The organism is Actinomadura geliboluensis (assembly GCF_043197915.1).
Lineage (GTDB): Bacteria > Actinomycetota > Actinomycetes > Streptosporangiales > Streptosporangiaceae > Spirillospora > Spirillospora geliboluensis.
In genome coordinates, this window is sequence record NZ_JBICUA010000001.1 from 686,981 (window position 1) to 707,228 (window position 20,248).

The following is a 20,248-nucleotide window of genomic DNA, read 5'->3' on the forward strand; positions in this document are numbered from 1 at the left end:
TTTTGCGGTCCCTTGACTTACTGTGATCCAAGCCCTCGCTCGCGCAACACCCGTCGCTGCTGCTCAAGCGCGACAAGATCGCCGAAGAGCTTGTGGTATTCCTCCTGCGCCTCGGCCGGATTCAGCCGCCCGAGTTTAGACTTCGCGTCCGCGATCATCCGGGTGAGCTGGCGCTCCTGTATCCGGGCCAGCAATTCCCCGGCATAGCGGTCATCCGAATCGTGGGCGGACCGCACCGGCTCCACGCCGAGCTTGGTGAGCAGATCCCTGACCTGGTCGTTCGGCGCGCTCTCCAGCAGCAGGGCGACCCACTCGGCGACCCCGCCGGCCGCGCCCACCCCGCCCGCCACCGCGATCACCGCGCGCACCGCCGCGTGCGGCGGCGCGATGAACGCCTCGGCCGGGACCTCGTCGAACGCCGGCCCGAGCAGCGCCGGGCGCTGCACCGCGAGCTTCAGCAGCTCCCGCTCGCGCTGCACCTCCGGGTCCGAGGGGTCGAACGCGGGCCGCTGCGGCGGCCACGCCTCGGCGCCGTTCCCTTTCCGCTCGTCGGCGCCCGGCCGGCCGTTCCGGCCGTTTCCGGCCGGGGCGCGCCCCGCCTGGGCGCGGGCGTGCCGGCGGTTCGCCAGCTCGCGGACGCGGCGCAGCACGAACTGCTCGTCCATGATGCCGAGCCAGCGGTCGAGGTTGACGGCGTACATGTGCCGGCGCGACCGGTCCTTGATGGCGGCGACGACCGGGGCCGCCGCGTCCAGCGCGGCGAGCCGCCCCTCGACGGTGTCGAGGTCGTGCTGCTCGATCGCGCTGCGCACCGCGAACTCGAACAGCGGCAGCCGGGAGGCGACCAGGTCGCGCACCGCCGCGTCGCCGTGCCGGATCCGCAGGTCGCAGGGGTCGAGCCCGTCCGGCTGGACGGCCACGAAGGTCTGCGAGACGAACTTCTGCTCGTCGTCGAACGCGCGCAGCGCCGCCTTCCGGCCGGCCGCGTCGCCGTCGAAGGTGAAGATCACCTCGCCGCGGAACTCGTCCTGGTCCATCAGCAGCCGGCGCAGCACCTTGATGTGGTCGTCGCCGAACGCCGTCCCGCACGTCGCGATCGCGGTCGGGACGCCCGCGAGGTGGCAGGCCATCACGTCGGTGTAGCCCTCGACCACGACGGCCTGCCTGCGCCGCGCGATCTCCTTCTTCGCCAGGTCGGCGCCGTACAGCACCGAGCCCTTGTGGAAGAGCGGCGACTCGGGGGTGTTCAGGTACTTGGGGCCGTCGTCGTCCTCGTAGAGGCGGCGCGCGCCGAACCCGATGACGTCGCCGGACAGGTCGCGGATGGGCCACATCAGCCGGCCGCGGAAGCGGTCCATCGGGCCGCGCCGGCCCTCCTTGGCGAGGCCGCCGGCGACGATGTCGCGGTCGGCGAACCCGCGGGCGCGCAGGTGCCGGACGAGCCCCTCCCACTCGCGGGGCGCGAACCCGACGCCGAACCGGGCGGCGTCGGCGGCCTCGAAGCCCCGCTCGGACAGGAACTTGCGCCCGATCGCCCCCTCCGGGGACTCCAGCTGCCCGGTGTAGTACTCGGCGGCGGCCTTGTGGGCCTCGATCAGGCGGGCGCGCTGGCCGCCGTCCTGCCGGGGGCCGCGCCCGCCGCCCTCCTCGTAGCGGAGCTGGATGCCGGCCTGGGCGGCGAGCCGCTCGACGGCCTCGGAGAACGACAGGTGCTCGATCTCCTGGACGAACTTGATGACGTCGCCGCCCGCCTCGCAGCCGAAGCAGAAGTACAGGCCGCGGGAGGGGGTCACGTTGAACGACGGGGACTTCTCGTCGTGGAACGGGCAGAGGCCCTTGAGGTTGCCACCGCCCGCGCTGCGCAGCTGCAGGTACTCGCCGATCACGGCGTCGATGGACGCGCGCTCCCGGACGAGTGCGATGTCCTCATTGCGAATCCGGCCTGCCACGACGAAGGAGTCTACGGCGGGCCCGCGACATCCGGCGCTTCCCCGTCCGAACCGGCCGCGCACCCGCCCCGGGGAGTCCGTCCGGGGACGCCCTCCGGAAAGCCTGGAACGTCCTAGCTTGGGGCAAATGCCATGGTCCATGGCCGGACTCGGCCGGAACGACCACCGCCAAGTACGGATTTAGTCTGGACAACCCGGACTGTCGCGCGATGTGATGGCGAACCGAGATTTTGCTCACACCCAGGCGGACGCGATGACGGATGTTGTGCTCGACGGCGTCGACAAGGTGTATCCGGGCGGGCACGCCGCCGTCCGGAACGTCCGCCTGCGCATCAACGACGGCGAGCTGTTCGTCCTGCTCGGGCCGTCCGGCTGCGGCAAGTCGACCATCCTGCGGATGATCGCCGGGCTGGAGGAGATCACCGGCGGCGACCTGTGGCTGAACGGCACCGTCGCCAACGACCTGCCGCCGCGCGAGCGCAACGTCGCCATGGTGTTCCAGGAGGGCGCGCTCTACCCGCACCGCACCGTCAAGGGGAACATGATGTTCCCCCTGGAGGTCTCGGGCGACGACCGCGCCGAGGCGAGCGCGAAGGTCGTCGAGCTGGCCCGCGCCCTCGGCCTCAACACGATGATCGACCGGCTGCCGCGCACGCTGTCCGGCGGCCAGCGGCAGCGCGCCGCGATCGGCCGGGCGCTCATCCGCGAGCCGTCGCTGTTCCTGATGGACGAGCCGCTGTCCAGCCTGGACGCGGGGCTGCGCACCGAGCTGCGGGTCGAGATCGCCGCGCTGGTCCGCTCCACCGGCACCACCACCGTGTACGTCACCCACGACCAGGTCGAGGCCATGACGATGGCCGACCGCATGGCGGTGCTGCGCGACGGCGTCCTGGAGGACGTCGGCACCCCCGAGCAGATCTACGAGGACCCGGCGACGGTGTTCGTGGCCGCGTTCCTCAGCTCCCCGCCGATCAACCTGCTGCAGGCCACCCTGTGGGCCATCGAGGGCGAGGGCCTGCTGCTGGACTTCGGGCCGCAGCGGCTGACCGTGCCATGGGACGACCCGCGCGCGTCCTCGCTGATCAGCCACCACGGCCAGGCGGTGATCGTCGGGATCCGGCCGGACACCCTGATGCCGATCGCGCCGGGCGCCCCCGCGCCGCCCGGGTCGGTGCTGTCCGGGCAGGTCAGGGCGCTGGAGTTCCACGGGCACGAGTGGCTCGCCTACGCCGAGGCGGGCATCCCCACGATCGACGCGTCCGAGGTCGGGCGCCCGCCGCGCGCCCCGTCCCACGAGGCGGAGCCCGCCGGCTGGCGGGACCGGCTGCGCGAGATGCTCGGCAAGCCGGCCCCCGACGAGGGCCTCGCCGAGGAGCACGCCGGCCACCACCGGCGCTCCGACCTGGTGTTCCGCATCGCGCCCGGCGACCGTCCCGACCGCGGCGCCCACGTGGCGCTGACCGTCGACTTCGACCGCGTGCTGTTCTTCGGCGCCGACGGCCGCCGCGTCACCCCCGTCCACCGCTAGCCGCCCGCGGCTCTGGTCGCCGGCCGCCCTAGTCGCCGGCCGCGGCGCGCAGCCTGCGCAGGCCCGCCTCGATCGCGGGCAGCTCCACCGCGCCGTACCCGAAGACCAGTCCGGGGACCGCCGGCCCCGTGACCGCGAACTCCGACAGCGGAAACAGCCCGACGCCCGCGCCGAGCGCCCGCGCGGCGATCGCGGCGTCGTCGGTCCCGGCCGGCAGGACGGCGCTCAGGTGCAGCCCCGCCTCCGCCGGGACGACGGCGAGCCGGTCGCCGAACAGCTCCGGGAGCAGCCCGGCGATCCGCTCGTGCCGGGCCCGGTACGCGCGGCGCGACCTGCGGATGTGCCGGGCGAGCAGGCCCTCGTCGATGAACCGGGCGAGCGCCGCCTGCGCCGGCAGCTCGGCGTGCCAGGACGAGACGTACCGCGCCATCCGGAACGCGCGGTGCAGGGACGGCGGCGCCACCAGGAACCCGAGCCGCAGCACCGGCCGCATGATCTTGGAGAAGGTGCCGGTGTAGAGCACGCGGCCGTCCTCGTCCAGGCTCTGCAGCGGCTCGATCGGCCGTCCCCCGTACCGGTACTCGGTGTCGTAGTCGTCCTCGACGATCACCACGTCGCGGCGGCGCGCCCAGTCCAGCAGGGCCCGGCGGCGCGGCAGCGACATCGGCATGCCCAGCGGGAACTGGTGGGACGGCGTGACGTACACGGCCCGCGCGTCACCGGGCAGCGCGTCCACGCGCAGCCCCTCCGCGTCGACCGGCACGCCCCGGACCCGCATCCCGGCGGCGGCCAGCAGCATCCGGACGGGCGGGTACCCCGGGTCCTCGACGGCGACCGTGTCGCCGGGTTCCAGGAGCACCCGGACGATCAGGTCGAGCGCCTGCTGCGTCCCCGAGGTGACCACGATGTCGCGGCCGGCCGCCCGCACCGACCGGGAGACCCCGACGTGCCGGGCGATGGCCTCGCGCAGCGCGGGCAGCCCCGCCGGGTCGCCCGCCGCGCCGGGGTCGCCGAGCGCCGAGGGGTGCAGCAGGCCCGCCATGATCCGCCGCCACGCCTCGTAGGGGAACAGCGCCGCGTCGGGCAGCCCGGCGCGGAAGTCCCACCGGATCCCGGGCATCGGCCGGGGCCACACGGCCACCTCGTCCCAGCGCGCCCGGGGCCGCAGCGGCGACGCCGCCGGGGCGCCCCGCGCGGCGGACCCGGTCTCCCGGACGAACGTCCCGGCGCCCACCCTGCTCTCCAGGAAGCCCTCGGCGGCGAGCCGGTCGTAGGCGGCCGCGACCGTGTTGCGGGAGATCGCGAGCCGCCGCGCCAGCTCCCGGGTCGGGGGCACCGCCTCGCCGGCACGCAGCCGCCCGTCCAGGATCGCGGCGCGCAGCTGCGCGTAGATCTGCCCGGCGAGGTCGCGGCGGCCCACCAGGCTCACGTGCAGGTCCATGAGGGCCCACCTTAAATCGGCTCAGTCATTTCACGCGTTTTTGGCCCTTTACCTGGGCCTCTGGACCTTCCTAGCGTGGCCGCATGGATCTGATGACCGAACTATCGACCACCGACTTCCGCCCGCTGGACCGCAGAGCGGCGGACCTCTACCTGTCGGCCGTCGCGCAGGTGAAGCCGGACGCGCTCGCCCTGCCCACGCCGTGCCCGGACTGGACCCTGCACGGCCTGCTGCGCCACCAGGTCGGCCAGGACGAGGGCTTCGCCGCGTCGGCCCGGGGCGGCGGCGACCGCCTGTCCGACTGGCGCGGCGGCGACCTCGGGGACGATCCGTACGCCGCTGCGGCGGCCAGTGCGGACCTCGTGGCCCGCGCCTTCGCCGACGTCGCCCTCGACGCCGAACTGGCCCTCCCCGAGCTGGGCGGGCGCTTCCCGGCCGCCCTCGCGATCGCCTTCCACCTCGTCGACCTGGTCGTCCACGCGTGGGACGTCGCCGCCGCGATCGGCGTCCCGTGGGAGCCGGCGGACGACCTCGTCGCCGCGTCGCTCAAGGTCGCCGCCCTCGTCCCCGCCGAGGGCCGGGGCCCCGCCGACTCGTTCGCCGCGGCCCTGCCCTCCCCCGCCGGCGCGGCCCCGCGCCGGCGGCTGCTCGCCCTGCTGGGACGGGACCCCTCATGGCACTGAAGAGCAGGGCACTGAACAGCAGGACGCTGAAGAGCGGGTCACTGAGAAGCCCCTGGCAGGCCGGTCCGGCCGCCGCCGCGGGGCCGGTCCTGGTGAGCGTCACCGACTTCACCTGCGCGCACACGCGCGACCTGCCGTCCGTCTTCCGGGCGGGCATGGCGCTCCGCCGGTCCTGGCCGGACCTGGAAGGCGCCGTCGGCCTGTGGCTGTGGTCGCGGCCCCGGCAGCGGCGGTGCGGATCGGTCTCCGTCTGGACGGACGAGGCCGCGCTGCGCCGCTTCGTCGGCTGGCCGCCGCACGTCGCGATCATGCGCCGGTTCCGGGACCGCGGCATGATCCGCGCCCATGCCTGGCGGGCGGACGCGTTCGACCCGGTGGAGGTGTGGGCGCGGGCCGAGGGCGTGCTGGTTCAGGCGGAGGCGGGGGCGGGCTCGCAGACCGCGTCGCGGTAGAGGCCGATCTTCATCTTGATCTGCGCCTGCTGCTCGCGCAGGGCGGCGATCTGCTCCTCCACCCGGCGGTCGTGCTCTTCGAGCAGGTCGAGGCGCTCCTGGAACGTCCCGGTGCCGCCGCGGGCCAGTTCGGAGTAGCGCAGCATCTCCGCGATCGGCATCCCGGTCCCGCGCAGGCAGCGCAGCATGTGGAGCCAGGCGAGGTCGTCGTCGCTGAACACCCGCCGGCCGGCGGCGTTCCGGGCGATGCCCGGCAGCAGGCCGATTTTCTCGTAGTAGCGCAGGGTGTCGATGCTGAAGCCGCTCTTGTCGGCGGTCTCCGCCGGAGAGTAGGAGCTCACGTCCCCCAGGATTCCACCTGGAGTGCGCTCCAGGTCAATGCGCGCCCGGCGAGGCCGCTTGACCTGGAGCGCGCTCCAGGTCGCACAGTGGAGGAAAGAGCGGACACACGACCACCAGGGACTGCCATGCGCATCGGACTACAGGTTCCCAGCTTCACCTTTCCCGGCGGGCCGGAGCAGATCGCCCCGACGTTCGGCCGGATGGCCCGCGAGGCCGACCAGGGCGGGCTGAGCTCGTTCTGGGTGATGGACCACTTCTTCCAGATCACCGGGGTGGGCCCGGCGGAGGAGCCCATGCTGGAGGGCTACTCCGCGCTCGCCTACGCGGCGGCGCTGACCGAGCGGATCACCCTCGGGACGATGGTCACCGGCGTCACCTACCGGCACCCCGGGATCCTGGTCAAGACCGTGACGACGCTGGACGTGCTGTCCGGCGGGCGCGCGTGGCTCGGCATCGGCGCGGCCTGGAACGAGGAGGAGTCGCGCGGCCTCGGCGTCCGGTTCCCGCCGACCGCCGAGCGGTTCGAGCGGCTGGAGGAGACGCTGCGGCTCGCCCATCAGATGTGGCAAGGCGACGAGTCGGCGTTCGAGGGCGAGCACTACCGGCTGGAGCGCCCGCTGAACTCGCCGCCCGCGCTGCGCCGCCCGCACCCGCCGGTCCTGGTCGGCGGCGGCGGGGAGAAGAAGACGCTGCGGTTCGTCGCCAAGTACGCCGACGCGTGCAACCTCTTCGACGGCGACGAGCTGCCCCGCAAGCTGGAGGTGCTGCGGGAGCACTGCGAGCGCGAGGGGCGCGACTACGCCGAGATCGAGAAGACGTCGCTGGCCCTGCTCCCCGGCTCGCCGTCGGTGGACGAGGTCGTCGACGTCGTCGGCCGCGCCGCCGAGCGCGGCGTCGACCAGGTGATCTTCTCCCAGGCCACCGGGCAGGACCTGGCCGGCGTGCTGGCCGAGGCCGCGGCCCGGACCGAGAAGGTCATTCCGGCGGGCCGCTGAGCCGCGGTCCCGCCGCCGCGCGCCGGACGGCGGCGAGCTTGTCGGGGTTGAGGACGCGGCGGACGGCGGTGACGCGGCCGTCCGCGACCTCCACGATGTCCACGGCGAACAGCCGGCCGTCCCTGATCGCCAGCAGCTCGCGCCGGCCGTTGATCTCCGCGAACTCCAGCCGCAGCGCGTTGCGGGCGGCGACGCGCAGCAGCGCGGTGGCGACCCGGCCCGCCCCGGCGATGACCTTGCGGGCGGCGAAGACGCGGCCGCCGCCGTCGGTGGTGTAGGCGGCGTCCGGGTCGAGCAGCGCCAGCAGCGCCGCCTCGTCGCCGCGCTCGTAGGCGTCCCGGAACGCCGCCAGCACCGCCGCGCGCTCCTTCGGGGACGCCGGGCGGGACGGCAGCGCCGCGGCGACCTTGCGGCGCGCCCGCGAGGCGAGCTGCCGGCACGCGGCGGCCGACTTCCCGAGCACCCCGGCGATCTGGTCGTAGGGCACCCCGAACGCCTGGTGCAGGACGAACGCGACCCGCTCGGGCGGCGACAGCTCCTCCATCACGACGAGCATCGCGGTGCCGGCGGTCTCGTCCAGCAGCACCGGCTCGGCGGCGTCCGGCCCGGTCGGCAGCGGTTCGGGCAGCCACGGCCCGACGTAGTCGACGCGGCGCGCGCGGGCGGAGCCGAGCACGTCGTAGGCGCGGCGCGCGGCCGCCGTGATCAGCCAGGCGCGCAGGTCGCGGACGTCGTCCAGCGTCCCGCGCGCCGACGCGCGCAGCCACACGTCCTGGACGATGTCCTCGGCGTCGGCGACGCTGCCGGTGATGCGGTAGGCGGCGCCGAACACGGCGGGGCGGTGCTCCGCCCACTCGTCGTCGAGCCGGGCCATGTCAGGCCGCCGCCGGTGTGAACACCCACTTCTTGTACGACCAGTAGCGGAACGCCGCGCCGAGCCCGACGCCGGCGAGCAGGCCGAGGTTGTAGGCGATGCCGCCGTGCAGGCCGAGGGTGTAGTAGGTGAAGCCGGTGCACAGCACCTGGATGAGCAGGCCGACGCCGTTCAGCGCGAAGAAGATCGCGACTTCGCGGCCGGAGCCGTCGCTGTCCCGGTGCCGGAACGTCCAGTGCCGGTTGAGCAGGTAGGACGTCAGCGTCGACACCACGGTCGGGACGACCACGCTGATGACCGGGCTGCCGCCGAGCCAGGCGCGCATCAGGTTGGCACCGAAGATCATGATGAGCGTGCCGACGCACCCCACGAAGCCGAAACTCAGCAATTCGCGGAGGAATGTCCGGTATGCCGGGGCGGACGAGACCAAATCGACCGGTCTCGACCGCTGCAAGGTGCTCACTTGCCCAGACCTTACCTGAGTAGGACATATCCGAAAGTCGGAACCCCACTAAAAGATCAAGGGGGCGCGCCGTCAGCCCTCCGCCGTGGCCGCCGCCGGGGCCAGCAGCACGATCAGCCCGACCAGCGCGACCGGCACGGCGAGCGCCCACGCCGGCCCCACCCCCTGCGCGACGAACCCGATCACCGGCGGGCCGCCGAGCAGCCCGGCGTAGCCGACCGCGGTCACCGCGAGCCGCGCCCGGCCGAGCGCCGCGATCTCCTCCGTCGCCATCCGGCCGACCGTCCGCGGCCGGGATCAGGCAAGATCGGCCAGCGGCACCGCGGGGTCGGCGAGGCGGGCGGCGTCCACCGGGCGCCGCGAGCGGATCAGCGCCTGGACGTCCCCGGTGACGTCCCACACGTTGACGTTCATCCCGGCGACCACCCGCCCGCCCGACAGCCAGAACGCGATGAACTCGCGGGCCGCGCGGTCGCCCCGGTACACGACCTCGTCGTACTCCCCCGGCGCCGCGACGCCCGACATCTCCATGCCGAGGTCGTACTGGTCGGTGAAGAAGTACGGGATCCGGTCGTAGACGACGTCCTGGCCGAGCATGGCGCGGGCGGCGGCCGGCCCGCCGTTCAGCGCGTTCGCCCAGTGCTCCACCCGGATCCGCCGGCCGAGCAGCGGATGGTAGGCGTTCGCGACGTCGCCGGCGGCGAAGATGTCGGGATCGGAGGTGCGCAGCGACTGGTCGACGAGGATCCCGTCGGACACCTCCAGGCCCGCCTCTTCCGCGAGCCGGGTGTTGGGCCGCACGCCGATGCCGACGACCACGACGTCCGCGGGCACCTCGGCGCCGCCGGAGGTGACCACGGCCGACACCTGCCCGGCGCCCCAGAACCCCGCGACGCCCTGGTCCAGCCGCAGGTCGACGCCGTGCTCGCGGTGCAGGTCGGCGAACATCCCGCCGAGCTCGGGCCCCATCGCGGCGTGCAGCGGCGCCGGCTCCGGCTCGATCACCGTCACCTCGTTGCCGTAGGAGCGGGCGGCGGCGGCCGTCTCCAGCCCGATCCAGCCCGCGCCCGCCACCACGACGCGCCGGCCGCCGTGCGCGAACGCCTGCTTGAGCGCCGCCGAGTCGGCCATCGTGCGCAGGTAGTGGATGCCCTGCAGCTTGGACCCGGGCACCTCCAGCCGGCGCACGGACGAGCCCGTCGCCAGCAGCAGCCGGTCGTAGCCCACCGGCTCCTTGGTGGACAGCCGCACCTGGTGCGCGGCCCGGTCGATGGACGCGACGGAGGTGCCGAGCCGCAGCTCCACGTCGTGCTTGTCGTACCAGTCCGCCTCGTGGACGTGCGCCTTGTCGCGCGGTTCCTTGTCCAGCAGGAAGCCCTTGGACAGCGGCGGCCGCTCGTAGGGCCGCTCGATCTCGTCCCCGATCAGCAGGACCCTGCCCTCGAAGCCCTCCGCGCGGAGCGTCTCCGCCGCCTTGGCGCCGGCCAGGCTCGCTCCGGCGATGACGAACGTCTCCTCGGGCATGGCGACCTCCTGTAGTTGACCTGTAGCTATAGCTACAGCGGCGCCATTGGGGAAACAAGGGCCGAAGGCGCGCGTCGGCGCGCGGGCGCGGGGCGGCGGCGGCCCCGGCGGGCCCGCCGATCAGCGCGGACGGCCGCCCAGCATGCGGTGCCGGGCGATCGCGGACAGGTCGGTCAGCGAGGCGATCTGGTCGATGACGGCGCGCAGCCGGGCCGCGTCGTCGGCGGCCTCGGTGAACGCGGCGCGGAACCCGGGGTCGAGCGTTTCGGGCGCGCCGGCCAGCATCAGCTCGGCCAGCTCGGTGATCAGCGTCCGCTGCCGGGCCCGGACCTCCTCGTGGCTGATCCACACGTAGTGCGCCGTGATCCCCTTGAGCAGGGCGTTCTCCAGCCGCTGCGCGCGCGGGACGATCAGCTCCGCCGCGTACCGGGTGAGCGGCCGGTCCCCGTAGGCGGCGCGGGTCGCCGACTCGGCGGCCAGGCAGAACCGGCCGATCAGCGTGCTGGTCAGGTTCTTCAGGGCGGCGAGGCTGCGCGGCGTCCCGTCGTAGCGGTCCGGCCAGTAGGGCTCGGCGAGCAGCGCGGTGAAGCGCTCCTCCAGCTCGGCGAGGTCGGCGTCCGGGCAGTACAGCTTGGCGGCGGTGGCGGCGACGAGGCGGCGCTCGGCCGGGTCGGCGAGCCGGGCGAAGTCGATGTGCCCGGCGACCAGCGCGTCCTCCAGATCGTGGACGGAGTAGGCGACGTCGTCGCTCCAGTCCATCACCTGGGCCTCGAAGCACGTCCGGCCCTCCGGCGCGCCCTCCCGGACCCAGGCGGCGACGTCCAGGTCGTCGGGGTAGACGCCGAACTTGCCGTTGACCGCCTCGGCCTGCGTCCACGGGTACTTCATCGCGGCGTCCAGCGCGGCGCGGGTCAGGTTCAGCCCGACGCTGCGGCCGTGCAGGGGCGGGCCGTCCGGCGCGAACGACTTCGGCTCCAGCCGGGTCAGCACGCGCAGGCTCTGCGCGTTGCCCTCGAAGCCGCCGCAGTCGCGGGCGACGACGTCGAGGGCGCTCTCGCCGTTGTGGCCGAACGGCGGGTGCCCGATGTCGTGCGACAGGCACGCCGCCTCGACCAGGTCGGGGTCGCAGCCGAGGGACTTGCCGAGCTCCCGGCCGACCTGCGCGCACTCCAGCGAGTGCGTCAGCCGGGTGCGCAGGCTCTGCACCGTGTCGGCCACCGCGTCGGCGCCGGGCGAGGCGACCTGGGTCTTGGCGGCCAGCCGCCGCAGCGCGGCGCTGTGCAGGACGCGGGCGCGGTCGCGCTCGAAGGCCGTCCGGTCGCGGCGCTTGGCCGGCTCCGGCGCCCAGCGCCGCCGGTCGCGGGCGCCGTAGCCCGCCGTGTCGCGGTAGCCCGCGGTGTCGTTGCTCGTCATGGCCCTATCCAGGGTAAGCGGGCGCGGCCGGTTCAGCGGCTCGGCGGCGCCGAGGACGGCGCGCCCGGCGTCCCGGAGGACGACGCCCCGGGCGTCGCGGAGGACGACGGGCCCGGCGTCCCGGACGGGTCGATGCGGATGCGCTTGATGGTCTCGTCCGGCACCTGGACGCTCTTGCCCAGCAGCACGTACGACAGGTAGCCGCCGGTCTCCCGGACGATGTAGTTGAACTGCGTGTCGCGGGTCTGCACGCTGGGGCCGCTCCGCGTCGGCGACGCGGCGGCCTCGATGCCCTGGTCCTCCGCCATCTTCTTGGACCGCAGCCCGTGCCAGGGGTCGGTGACGATCACGGCGGACGACCAGTGGTGCCGGTCGAACTCGGCGCCGACGGCCTTGAGGCTCTCCAGCGTGTCCCGGCCGACCGGCACCGAGAAGACCTTGGTCGCGGGCACCCCGCCCTGCTCGATCAGCCAGGCGCGCCCGGCGCCCGCCTCGGTGTAGTTGTCGCCGGGGGCCTTGCCGCCGACGGTGACGATGGCGGGCGCGACGCCGTCGCGGTAGAGCTCCAGGGCGTGCTGCAGCCGCCACTTCAGCGTCTCGGACGGCCGCCCGTTGTACTGCGCGGCGCCCAGCACGATGATCGCGTCGGAGCGGGGGCGCTCGTCCTGCCGGGCCTGGTACCAGATCCGGGTGCCGACGGTCAGCGGCGTCAGCACGGCGATCGCGAGCAGCCCGAGGACGATGCTCACCGGAACCGTGAACCAGGGCGAGCGGCGGCGGCGCCGGCGCGGGCCGTCCGGGGTCTCGGCGGCGGGCTCTTCGGGCTGGGGCTCCGGCAATTCCACTTCCAACGTCATCGCATCGGACACACTAGGTGAGATGGTCCGGCGCGCGCCCGAAGTTCGGGGGTACCGCGTGTTACCGACCCCACACGGCCTTCGGCGGCCGGTTCCCCGCCGGAGGGAACCGGCCGCCCGCCGGGTGCGTCAGCGGCTGTCGCTGCCGCCCTTCGCGCCGCCCGCGGCGTCCGCCGCCGCGATCGCCGCGCGGCCGGCCTCCAGCCGGGCGACGGGGACGCGGAACGGCGAGCAGGACACGTAGTCCAGCCCGACCTCGTGGCAGAAGTGCACCGAGTCGGGGTCGCCGCCGTGCTCGCCGCAGATGCCGAGCTTGAGGCCCGGACGGGCCCGGCGGCCCTCCTCGGCGGCGATCCGGACGAGCCGCCCGACGCCCTCCCGGTCGAGGGTCTCGAACGGCGACGCCCCGAAGATGCCGAGCTCCAGGTAGCGGGAGAAGAACGCCGCCTCGACGTCGTCGCGGGAGAAGCCCCACGTCGTCTGGGTGAGGTCGTTGGTGCCGAAGGAGAAGAACTCGGCGGCCTCGGCGATCTGCCCGGCGGTCAGCGCCGCCCGCGGCAGCTCGATCATGGTGCCGACCAGCGCCGGGACGTCCACGCCGGTGGCCTCCCGTACCTGCGCGAGGATGCCGCGGGCCTCGTCGCGGACGGCCTCCAGCTCCTGCACCGCGCCGACGAGCGGGATCATGATCTCCGGGCGCGGGTCGCCGCCCGCGCGGCGGCGCGCCGCCGCGGCCTCGGCGATCGCGCGCACCTGCATGGCGAACAGGCCGGGAATCACCAAACCGAGCCGCACGCCGCGCAGTCCGAGCATAGGGTTCTGCTCGTGCAGTCGGTTGACCGCCTCGAGCAGTCTCCGGTCCTTGGGGTCCGCGTCCTCGCCCGCGAGCGCGACCCTGACCGACAGCTCGGTGATGTCGGGGAGGAACTCGTGCAGGGGCGGGTCGATGAGGCGGATCGTGACGGGCAGCCCGTCCATGGCCGCGAAGATGCCCTCGAAGTCGCCGCGCTGCAGCGGCTCCAGGGCGTCCAGCGCGGCCTGCCGCTCGGCGTCGTCCGCGGCGAGCACGAGCTCCTCGATCAGCTGCCGCCGGTCGCCGAGGAACATGTGCTCGGTGCGGCACAGCCCGATGCCGGCGGCGCCGAACCGGCGGGCCCGCGCCGAGTCCTCGGGGTTGTCGGAGTTCGCGCGGACCTTCAGCGCGGCGCGCGCGTCGGCGTGCTTCATCACGCGGTCGACGGCCGTGACGAGGTCGTCGCCGTCGGGCGCCAGCTCGCCCTCGAAGTACCGGACGACGGGCGAGTCCTCCACGGGCACCTCGCCGAGGTAGACGTCGCCGGACGACCCGTCGATCGAGATGACGTCGCCCTCGGACACGGTCACGCCGCCGGGGGCGGTGAAGTGGCCGTTCTTGACGTCGACGTCCAGCTCCTCGGCGCCGCACACGCAGGTCTTGCCCATGCCGCGGGCGACGACGGCGGCGTGCGAGGTCTTGCCGCCGCGCGAGGTCAGCACGCCTTTCGCGGCGACCATGCCGGCGAGGTCGTCGGGGTTGGTCTCGCGGCGCACGAGGATCACGTCCTCGCCCCGGTCGGCCAGCTCCACGGCGCGGGCGGAGCTGAACACGGCCTTGCCGACGGCCGCGCCCGGCGAGGCGTTCATGCCCTTGGTCAGCTTCTGGACGCCGTCCACCCGGCTCGCGAACCGGGGGAACATCAGCTGCGCGAGCTGGTCGCCGGTGACGCGGCGGGCGGCCTCGTCCACGTCGATGAGCCCCTGGTCGAGCAGCTGGCAGGCGATGCGGAACGCCGCGGCGGCGGTCCGCTTGCCGACCCGGGTCTGCAGCATCCACAGCTTCCCGCGCTCGATCGTGAACTCGATGTCGCACATGTCGCGGTAGTGGTTCTCCAGCGTCTCCATGATCTGCAGAAGCCGGTCGTAGGACGCTTTGTCGATGCGCTCCAGCTCGGTCAGCGGCACCGTGTTGCGGATGCCGGCGACGACGTCCTCGCCCTGCGCGTTCTGCAGGTAGTCGCCGTAGATGCCCTGCTGGCCGGACGCGGGGTCGCGGGTGAACGCCACACCCGTACCGGAGTCCAGGCCCATGTTGCCGAAGACCATCGAGCAGATGTTCACGGCGGTGCCGAGGTCGACGGGGATGCGCTCCTGCCGCCGGTACAGGATCGCGCGGTCGGCGTTCCAGGAGTCGAACACCGCCTTGACGGCGAGGTCCATCTGCTCGCGCGGGTCGGTCGGGAAGTCCCGCCCGGCCTGCTCGCGCACGATCGCCTTGAACCGGCCGACGAGCGCCTCGAAGTCCGCGGCGGTGAGGTCGGCGTCGTTGTCGCTGCCGCGCTCGCGCTTGGCGTCCTCGATGGCCTCCTCGAACAGGTCGCCGTCGATGTCCAGCACGGTCTTGCCGAACATCTGGATCAGCCGCCGGTAGGAGTCCCACGCGAACCGCTCGTCGCCCGCCTGGGCGGCGAGCCCGTGCACGGACTCGTCGTTCAGCCCCACGTTGAGGACGGTCTCCATCATTCCCGGCATGCTGAACTTGGCGCCCGACCGCACGCTGACCAGCAGCGGGTCGTCGCTCTGGCCGAGCTTCTTGCCCATCGCGGACTCAAGGCCGGCGAGGTGCGCGTTCACCTCGTCCGCCAGTCCCTCGGGCAGGTTCCCGTGCTCGAGGTAGTGCCGGCAGGCCTCGGTGGTGATCGTGAACCCGGGGGGCACGGGCAGTCCGAGGTTGGTCATCTCGGCCAGGTTGGCGCCCTTGCCGCCCAGCAGATCCTTGAGGTCCTTGTTGCCCTCAGTGAAGTCGTACACGAACTTCGGCACGGGGAGCTCCTTCTCGCTCCGGTTCCACCCAGTGGCAGGTCCGGGCCCGCCGCGCCGGGGGTGCGCGCCGTCGCGTTCCCCCAGGCAGAAGCGGGTCCGCTGCCCTGTTTGCGGGGACTGTACCCGCGCCCGCCGCGGTTCCTCGGCGCCCGGTGCGGCGGAGGGAGTTTTCGCAGCTCAGACCGCAGATAATGGTCTATTCCAATGGCGAGACCAGCGCCACACCCCGACTCCCGGCCCGGCCGGGGAGAGGGTCGCGCGGCCTTGGGCGCCCATCGCTCGGAAGCGGGAATGATGGATCAAGGAGGTGAGGTTTTGACTAGTCCCCAAGCCGAAGCCGGGGGACCCCCGTGCGGCCTACGGCCGTCCGCCGCCTGCGCGACCCGGATCGCTCCGGGGGGCTTCCTGCTTCGCCGCCGACCGCGTCCGGGATGTCCCGGCCCGTCTCACATCAGCTCCACAGGCCGACACCGAAAGTCCTTCGGCCAGAATGTTCTTGGCGGCGTTGGCGTCCCGGTCATGCCGGGTGCCGCAATCGGGGCACGTCCAGTGCCGAGTGGAAAGGCTCAACCGGGCGAGCAGGTGCCCGCATTGAGAGCACATCTTGGAACTGGGGAACCAGCGGTCGATGACCACGAGCCGACGTCCCCACCGAGCTGTCTTGTACTCGAGCAGAGCGCGGAAGGTGCCCCAGCCGCAGTCGGAGATGCGGTTGGCGAGTCGATGGTTACGGACCATACCGGCGACATGGAGGTCTTCGACCACGATCACGTCGTAGCGACGTGCGAGTTCGGTGGTGGTCTTGTGCAGGAAGTCCTCTCGCGCGCGCTGGACCTTGCCGTGGCCTGCAGCGACCTTTCGCGCGGCCTTCTTGCGGTTGGCGCTGCCCCTGCGCTTGCGGGCCGCGCGCCGCTGGTACCGGGCCAGGTTCCGCTGCTTGCGCTCCAGGTGACGAGGGTTGGCGATGCGTTCCCCGTCACTCGTCACGGCGAAGTCGTTGATGCCCAGGTCGAGCCCGACTCGGGTACCGGCCGTCTTCAGCGGTTCGGGGGCGCCGCCGGCGACGGCGAACGACGCGTGCCACATGCCGTCCGGGTCACGAGACACCGTTACCGTGGTCGGATCAATCGTGGCGGGGTCGATGTCGTCCCAGGACCATACGAACCGCAGTGGCCCGGACATCTTCGCGAGGCGCAACTCGCCGTCCTGGTACCGGAACGCCGACCGAGTGTAGGCCGCCGATTGGCGGCCTACACGAGACTTGAACCTCGGATGGCGGGCCCGTCCGGCCAAGAAGTTCACGAACGCCGTGTACTGATGCCGCAGCGTCTGCTGGAGCGGGACCGAGGAGACCTCGCACAGGAACACGAACTCGGGGTCGCGTTTCAGCTCTGTCAGGTACCGGTCGGTCTGAGCGTAGGAGGTTGTGGTCTGCTCGGCCCAGTAGCGTTTGGTGCGCCATTCCAGGACCTCGTTCCAAACCTTGCGCACGCACCCGAACGTGCGGTTCAGCACCGCCGCTTGTTCAGGTGTGGGGTAGACCCGCACCTTGTATGCCGTACGCATGTTCGAACCGTATTGCAGGGGCCCATGATCGATAAGCGTTTTCGGAAGGAGCGGTTCATGAACCCCGTCCACTCGGGGCCGTCCCGGTTCCATCGGGGCAGCCCTGAAGGAGGCCAGGTCCCTCCCCGGGCCAAAGTCCAAGGATTTGGCGGGAGGTCCAGGTGAGGCCGAAGGTCGCCGGCGGCCGGGCGGGAGATCCGTTCGCCCCCATCGCCGATTTCGGGTTCCTGTCGGACTGCGAGACGACCGCACTGGTGGCGCCGAGCGGGAACATCGAGTGGATGTGCCTGCCGAAGATGGACTCGCCGAGCGTGTTCGGGTCGATCCTGGACCGCGACGCCGGGTACTTCCGGGTCGGCCCGGCGGGCGTCGAGGTGCCCGCCGCGCAGCGGTACATCCCCGGCACCATGGTGATGGAGACCACCTGGTGGGTGCACGGGGGCTGGCTGGTGGTGACGGACGCCCTGCTGATGGGCCCGTGGCACCACGAGACGGAGCGGTCCCACACGCACCGCAGGGCCCCCACCGACTACGACGCCGACCACGTCCTGCTGCGGATGGTGCGGTGCGTGAACGGGCAGGTCCAGGTACGGCTCGACTGCATGCCGGTGTTCGACTACGGGCAGACGCCCGCGCGCTGGGAGCACACCGGCGCCGGGTACCACGAGGCGGTCGCGCGCGGCAACGGGATCGGGCTGCGGCTCACCACCGACATGAACGTCGGGTTCGAGGGGTCGCTCGCCACGTCCCGGACGCTGCTGAAGCAGGGCGAGTCCCGCTTCGTGGCGCTGTCGTGGAGCGAGCACGCGGCGCCGTCGTCGTGGGAGGAGGCGCAGGAGCGGCTCGTCTGGACCGTCCACCACTGGCAGCACTGGCTGGACCGGGGCCGCTTCCCCGACCACCCGTGGCGCAGCCACCTGCAGCGCAGCGCGCTGACGCTGAAGGGCCTGACGTTCGCGCCGTCGGGCGCGGTCGCGGCGGCGGCGACGACGTCGCTGCCGGAGACGCCGGGCGGCGACCGGAACTGGGACTACCGCTACACCTGGATCCGCGACTCCACGATGGCGCTGTGGGCGTTCTACACGCTCGGCTACGACTGGGAGGCCAACGACTTCTTCTACTTCATCACCGACGTCGCCGAGGCGGCCGAGGGCAAGCTGCAGATCATGTACGGCCTGGACGGGCGGGAGGAGCTGCCGGAGTCCACGCTGGAGCACCTCACCGGGTACGGCAACGCCCGTCCCGTGCGCATCGGCAACGAGGCGTACATGCAGGCGCAGCACGACGTGTGGGGCGCGATCATCGGCTCCATCTACCTGTTCGTGCGCAAGCGGGACCGGCTCGACGACCGGCTCTGGAAGATCATCATCAAGCAGGTGGAGGACGCGCTCGCCAACTGGCGCACCCCCGACTGCGGGATGTGGGAGGTGCGCGGCGAGCCGCAGCACTTCACCTCCTCGAAGGTCTTCTGCTGGGTGGCGGCCGAGCGCGGTGCCCGGCTCGCCCGGATCCGCGGCGACCAGGACCGGGCGCGCCGCTGGCAGGCCGCCGCCGACGAGATCCACGCGGACGTGCTCGCGAACGCGCTGGACGAGCGCGGCGTGTTCACCGCGCACTACGGCGCGACGGCGCTGGACGCCTCGGCGCTGCTGATCCCGCTGCTCGGGTTCCTGCCCGCCGACGACAAGCGGGTCCGCGAGACCGTGCTCGCCATCGCCGACGAGCTGTCGGAGGACGACCTCGTCCTGCGCTACCGGGCCGGGGAGACCGACGACGGGTTCGAGTCCGATGAGGGCACGTTCACGATCTGCTCGTTCTGGCTGGTCAGCACGCTGGTGATGATCGGCGAGCTGGAGCGGGCCCGCGCGCTGTGCGAGAAGCTGCTGTCGTACGCGAGCCCGCTGCAGCTGTACGCCGAGGAGATCGACCCGCACACGGGCCGGCACCTCGGCAACTTCCCGCAGGCGTTCACCCATCTGGCGCTGATCAACGCGGTCATGCAGGTGATCAGCGCGGAGAACGACGAGCCGCAGCCGCCGCTCGCCTGACCGGACGGATGGCCGGGGCGGCGTCCCGGCCATCCGGAGGCTTGATCACAAGTTGATCGACATACGCCGGAAATGACGCTTTTGTCGGAGGCCCCGGCTACCGTTCCGCCGTGACCACGCCACCGTCCGCTGACGACCTCCCGGAGGACCCCGCCCCCGCCTGGGCTCCGCCCGACGCCCCCGCCGACCCGGCGCCCTCCCCTGCACCACCGTCCACCCCCGCACCCTCATCCACCCCCGCACCTCCGCTCGGTGCAGCACCCCCGCCCGGCGCCTTACCGCCGCCGGGCCTCCCGCCACGGACCGGTCCCGCTCGGACGAACCGGCTGGCGATCGCCGCCCTGATCACCGGCGTCCTCGCGCTGGTCCCGTTCGCGGTCGGCTTCGGCATCGCCGCGCTCGTCCAGGCCGGACGCCGCGGCGAGAAGGGCAGGGGCCTCGCCGCCGGCGGCCTGGCGGCCTCGGCCGTCTGGGTCGCCGTCGCCGCGGTCGCCGCCGCCGCGGCCGTCGGCTCCCTGCTCACCGTCGACCGCGACGAGTCCGGGCACGTCACCGGGAAGGACAGGGTGCTGCCCTCCCTCCTGCGCGTCGGCGACTGCTTCACCGGCTTCGACGGGAACGTCCAGGCACTGGTGACGGCGCTGCCCTGCACCCGGCCGCACCAGGGCGAGGTCAGTGCCAGCCTGCGCCTGCCCGGCACCGACTACCCCGGCGACCATGAGGTCTTCCAGCAGGCGGAGGACGCGTGCTTCCTGCGCCTCGCCCGCCTGCAGAAGAGCAGGTACGCCGAGGACCTGCAGCTCTACGTCATCACGCCGACCCGGCCGACCTGGCGGAGCGGGGACCGCGAGGCGGTCTGCCTGATGCTCTACGAGGGCACCGGGAAGATCAGCGCACCGCTCGCCGAGACGCTTGACCCCAACCGCAAGCTCTGGCACGAGCTCGCCCGCGGCGACTGCCTCGGCAAGTGGAGCGAGGACCTGCCGGCCCAGCGCGTCCTCGCGTGCACCGATGAGCACTGGATGGAGGTCTTCGCCGTCTTCCGGCTCGAGGACGGGCCGTACCCGGGCGCGAAGGCGACCGAGCGGCGGGCGGAGGCCGGCTGCGACAAGCGCTACGAGAAGGTGTTCAGCGGGCGCCGCACACCGGACATCCTCACCTGGATGATGCCGGAGGAGGACGAGTGGACGTCCGGCCTCCGCACCGTCGTCTGCCTGGGCGAAAGCGAGAAGCGCCCCATGACGAAGCCGCTGCTGCCATGACCGCGCCCGAACC

Annotated in this window: 17 protein-coding genes; 6 read left to right on the forward strand and 11 right to left on the reverse strand. The window is 72.9% G+C overall.

The annotated features are described in order from the left end of the window. Positions 1-17: 17 nt before the first annotated feature. Positions 18-1,949, reverse strand: coding sequence for a DNA primase (gene dnaG, locus ACGFI1_RS03270; RefSeq protein WP_392782433.1), 1,932 nt, complete (start codon positions 1,947-1,949; stop codon positions 18-20). 253 nt (positions 1,950-2,202) lie between these two features. On the opposite strand from dnaG, the gene ACGFI1_RS03275 reads away from it, so the two are divergent. Continuing rightward, a complete protein-coding gene (locus ACGFI1_RS03275; RefSeq protein ID WP_392782436.1) occupies positions 2,203-3,477 on the forward strand; it encodes an ABC transporter ATP-binding protein in 1,275 nt (424 codons plus the stop codon). Positions 3,478-3,505: 28 nt separating this feature from the next. Here ACGFI1_RS03275 and pdxR read toward each other — a convergent pair whose 3' ends face one another. Next, positions 3,506-4,918 (reverse strand): MocR-like pyridoxine biosynthesis transcription factor PdxR, encoded by a 1,413-nt coding sequence (gene pdxR, locus ACGFI1_RS03280; RefSeq protein ID WP_392782438.1) that lies wholly within the window; start codon positions 4,916-4,918, stop codon positions 3,506-3,508. Between the two features lie 83 nt (positions 4,919-5,001). Between pdxR and ACGFI1_RS03285 the strand changes: the two genes are divergently transcribed. Then, a complete protein-coding gene (locus ACGFI1_RS03285) occupies positions 5,002-5,601 on the forward strand; it encodes a TIGR03086 family metal-binding protein (RefSeq protein WP_392782441.1) in 600 nt (199 codons plus the stop codon). Continuing rightward, a complete protein-coding gene (locus ACGFI1_RS03290) occupies positions 5,592-6,053 on the forward strand; it encodes a hypothetical protein (RefSeq protein WP_392782444.1) in 462 nt (153 codons plus the stop codon). The genes ACGFI1_RS03285 and ACGFI1_RS03290 overlap by 10 nt, the downstream gene beginning before the upstream one ends. Here the strand turns inward: ACGFI1_RS03290 and ACGFI1_RS03295 are convergent. Then, complete coding sequence (locus tag ACGFI1_RS03295) at positions 6,011-6,394, reverse strand: MerR family transcriptional regulator (protein ID WP_138634906.1); 384 nt, start codon at positions 6,392-6,394, stop codon at positions 6,011-6,013. The two genes, ACGFI1_RS03290 and ACGFI1_RS03295, sit on opposite strands and share 43 nt — an antisense overlap. A gap of 126 nt (positions 6,395-6,520) precedes the next feature. On the opposite strand from ACGFI1_RS03295, the gene ACGFI1_RS03300 reads away from it, so the two are divergent. Then, a complete protein-coding gene (locus ACGFI1_RS03300) occupies positions 6,521-7,390 on the forward strand; it encodes an LLM class F420-dependent oxidoreductase (RefSeq protein ID WP_138634909.1) in 870 nt (289 codons plus the stop codon). Here ACGFI1_RS03300 and sigJ read toward each other — a convergent pair. From sigJ to ACGFI1_RS03340, 8 genes are all read right to left on the reverse strand, one after another. Beyond that, positions 7,371-8,264: an RNA polymerase sigma factor SigJ gene (gene sigJ / locus ACGFI1_RS03305; protein WP_138634912.1), complete on the reverse strand. Its 894-nt coding sequence runs from the start codon at positions 8,262-8,264 to the stop codon at positions 7,371-7,373. The genes ACGFI1_RS03300 and sigJ overlap by 20 nt on opposite strands. A 1-nt stretch (position 8,265) precedes the next feature. After that, positions 8,266-8,727 carry a GtrA family protein gene (locus ACGFI1_RS03310; RefSeq protein ID WP_392782448.1) on the reverse strand — a complete coding sequence of 154 codons (462 nt, stop codon included), beginning with the start codon at positions 8,725-8,727 and terminating at the stop codon, positions 8,266-8,268. Between the two features lie 72 nt (positions 8,728-8,799). Then, positions 8,800-9,000: a hypothetical protein gene (locus ACGFI1_RS03315; protein ID WP_386866948.1), complete on the reverse strand. Its 201-nt coding sequence runs from the start codon at positions 8,998-9,000 to the stop codon at positions 8,800-8,802. 24 nt (positions 9,001-9,024) lie between these two features. Further along, positions 9,025-10,251: an NAD(P)/FAD-dependent oxidoreductase gene (locus ACGFI1_RS03320; protein WP_387067500.1), complete on the reverse strand. Its 1,227-nt coding sequence runs from the start codon at positions 10,249-10,251 to the stop codon at positions 9,025-9,027. Between the two features lie 120 nt (positions 10,252-10,371). Continuing rightward, on the reverse strand, positions 10,372-11,664 hold the full coding sequence (locus tag ACGFI1_RS03325; protein WP_138634921.1) for a deoxyguanosinetriphosphate triphosphohydrolase: 1,293 nt from the start codon (positions 11,662-11,664) through the stop codon (positions 10,372-10,374). A gap of 32 nt (positions 11,665-11,696) precedes the next feature. Next, positions 11,697-12,521, reverse strand: coding sequence for a YdcF family protein (locus tag ACGFI1_RS03330; protein ID WP_392782452.1), 825 nt, complete (start codon positions 12,519-12,521; stop codon positions 11,697-11,699). Positions 12,522-12,650: 129 nt separating this feature from the next. Further along, the gene (gene ppdK, locus ACGFI1_RS03335; RefSeq protein ID WP_392782456.1) at positions 12,651-15,359 is read right to left on the reverse strand and encodes a pyruvate, phosphate dikinase; all 2,709 of its coding nucleotides are present in this window, start codon (positions 15,357-15,359) and stop codon (positions 12,651-12,653) included. A 357-nt stretch (positions 15,360-15,716) separates the two neighbouring features. Beyond that, positions 15,717-16,925: an RNA-guided endonuclease InsQ/TnpB family protein gene (locus ACGFI1_RS03340; protein ID WP_392782459.1), complete on the reverse strand. Its 1,209-nt coding sequence runs from the start codon at positions 16,923-16,925 to the stop codon at positions 15,717-15,719. A gap of 161 nt (positions 16,926-17,086) precedes the next feature. Between ACGFI1_RS03340 and ACGFI1_RS03345 the strand changes: the two genes are divergently transcribed. Together ACGFI1_RS03345 and ACGFI1_RS03350 are read left to right on the forward strand one after the other, a co-directional pair. After that, positions 17,087-18,973 (forward strand): glycoside hydrolase family 15 protein, encoded by a 1,887-nt coding sequence (locus ACGFI1_RS03345; protein WP_138634932.1) that lies wholly within the window; start codon positions 17,087-17,089, stop codon positions 18,971-18,973. Between the two features lie 110 nt (positions 18,974-19,083). Continuing rightward, complete coding sequence (locus ACGFI1_RS03350; RefSeq protein ID WP_392782462.1) at positions 19,084-20,235, forward strand: DUF4190 domain-containing protein; 1,152 nt, start codon at positions 19,084-19,086, stop codon at positions 20,233-20,235. The last annotated feature ends 13 nt before the right edge of the window (positions 20,236-20,248 follow it).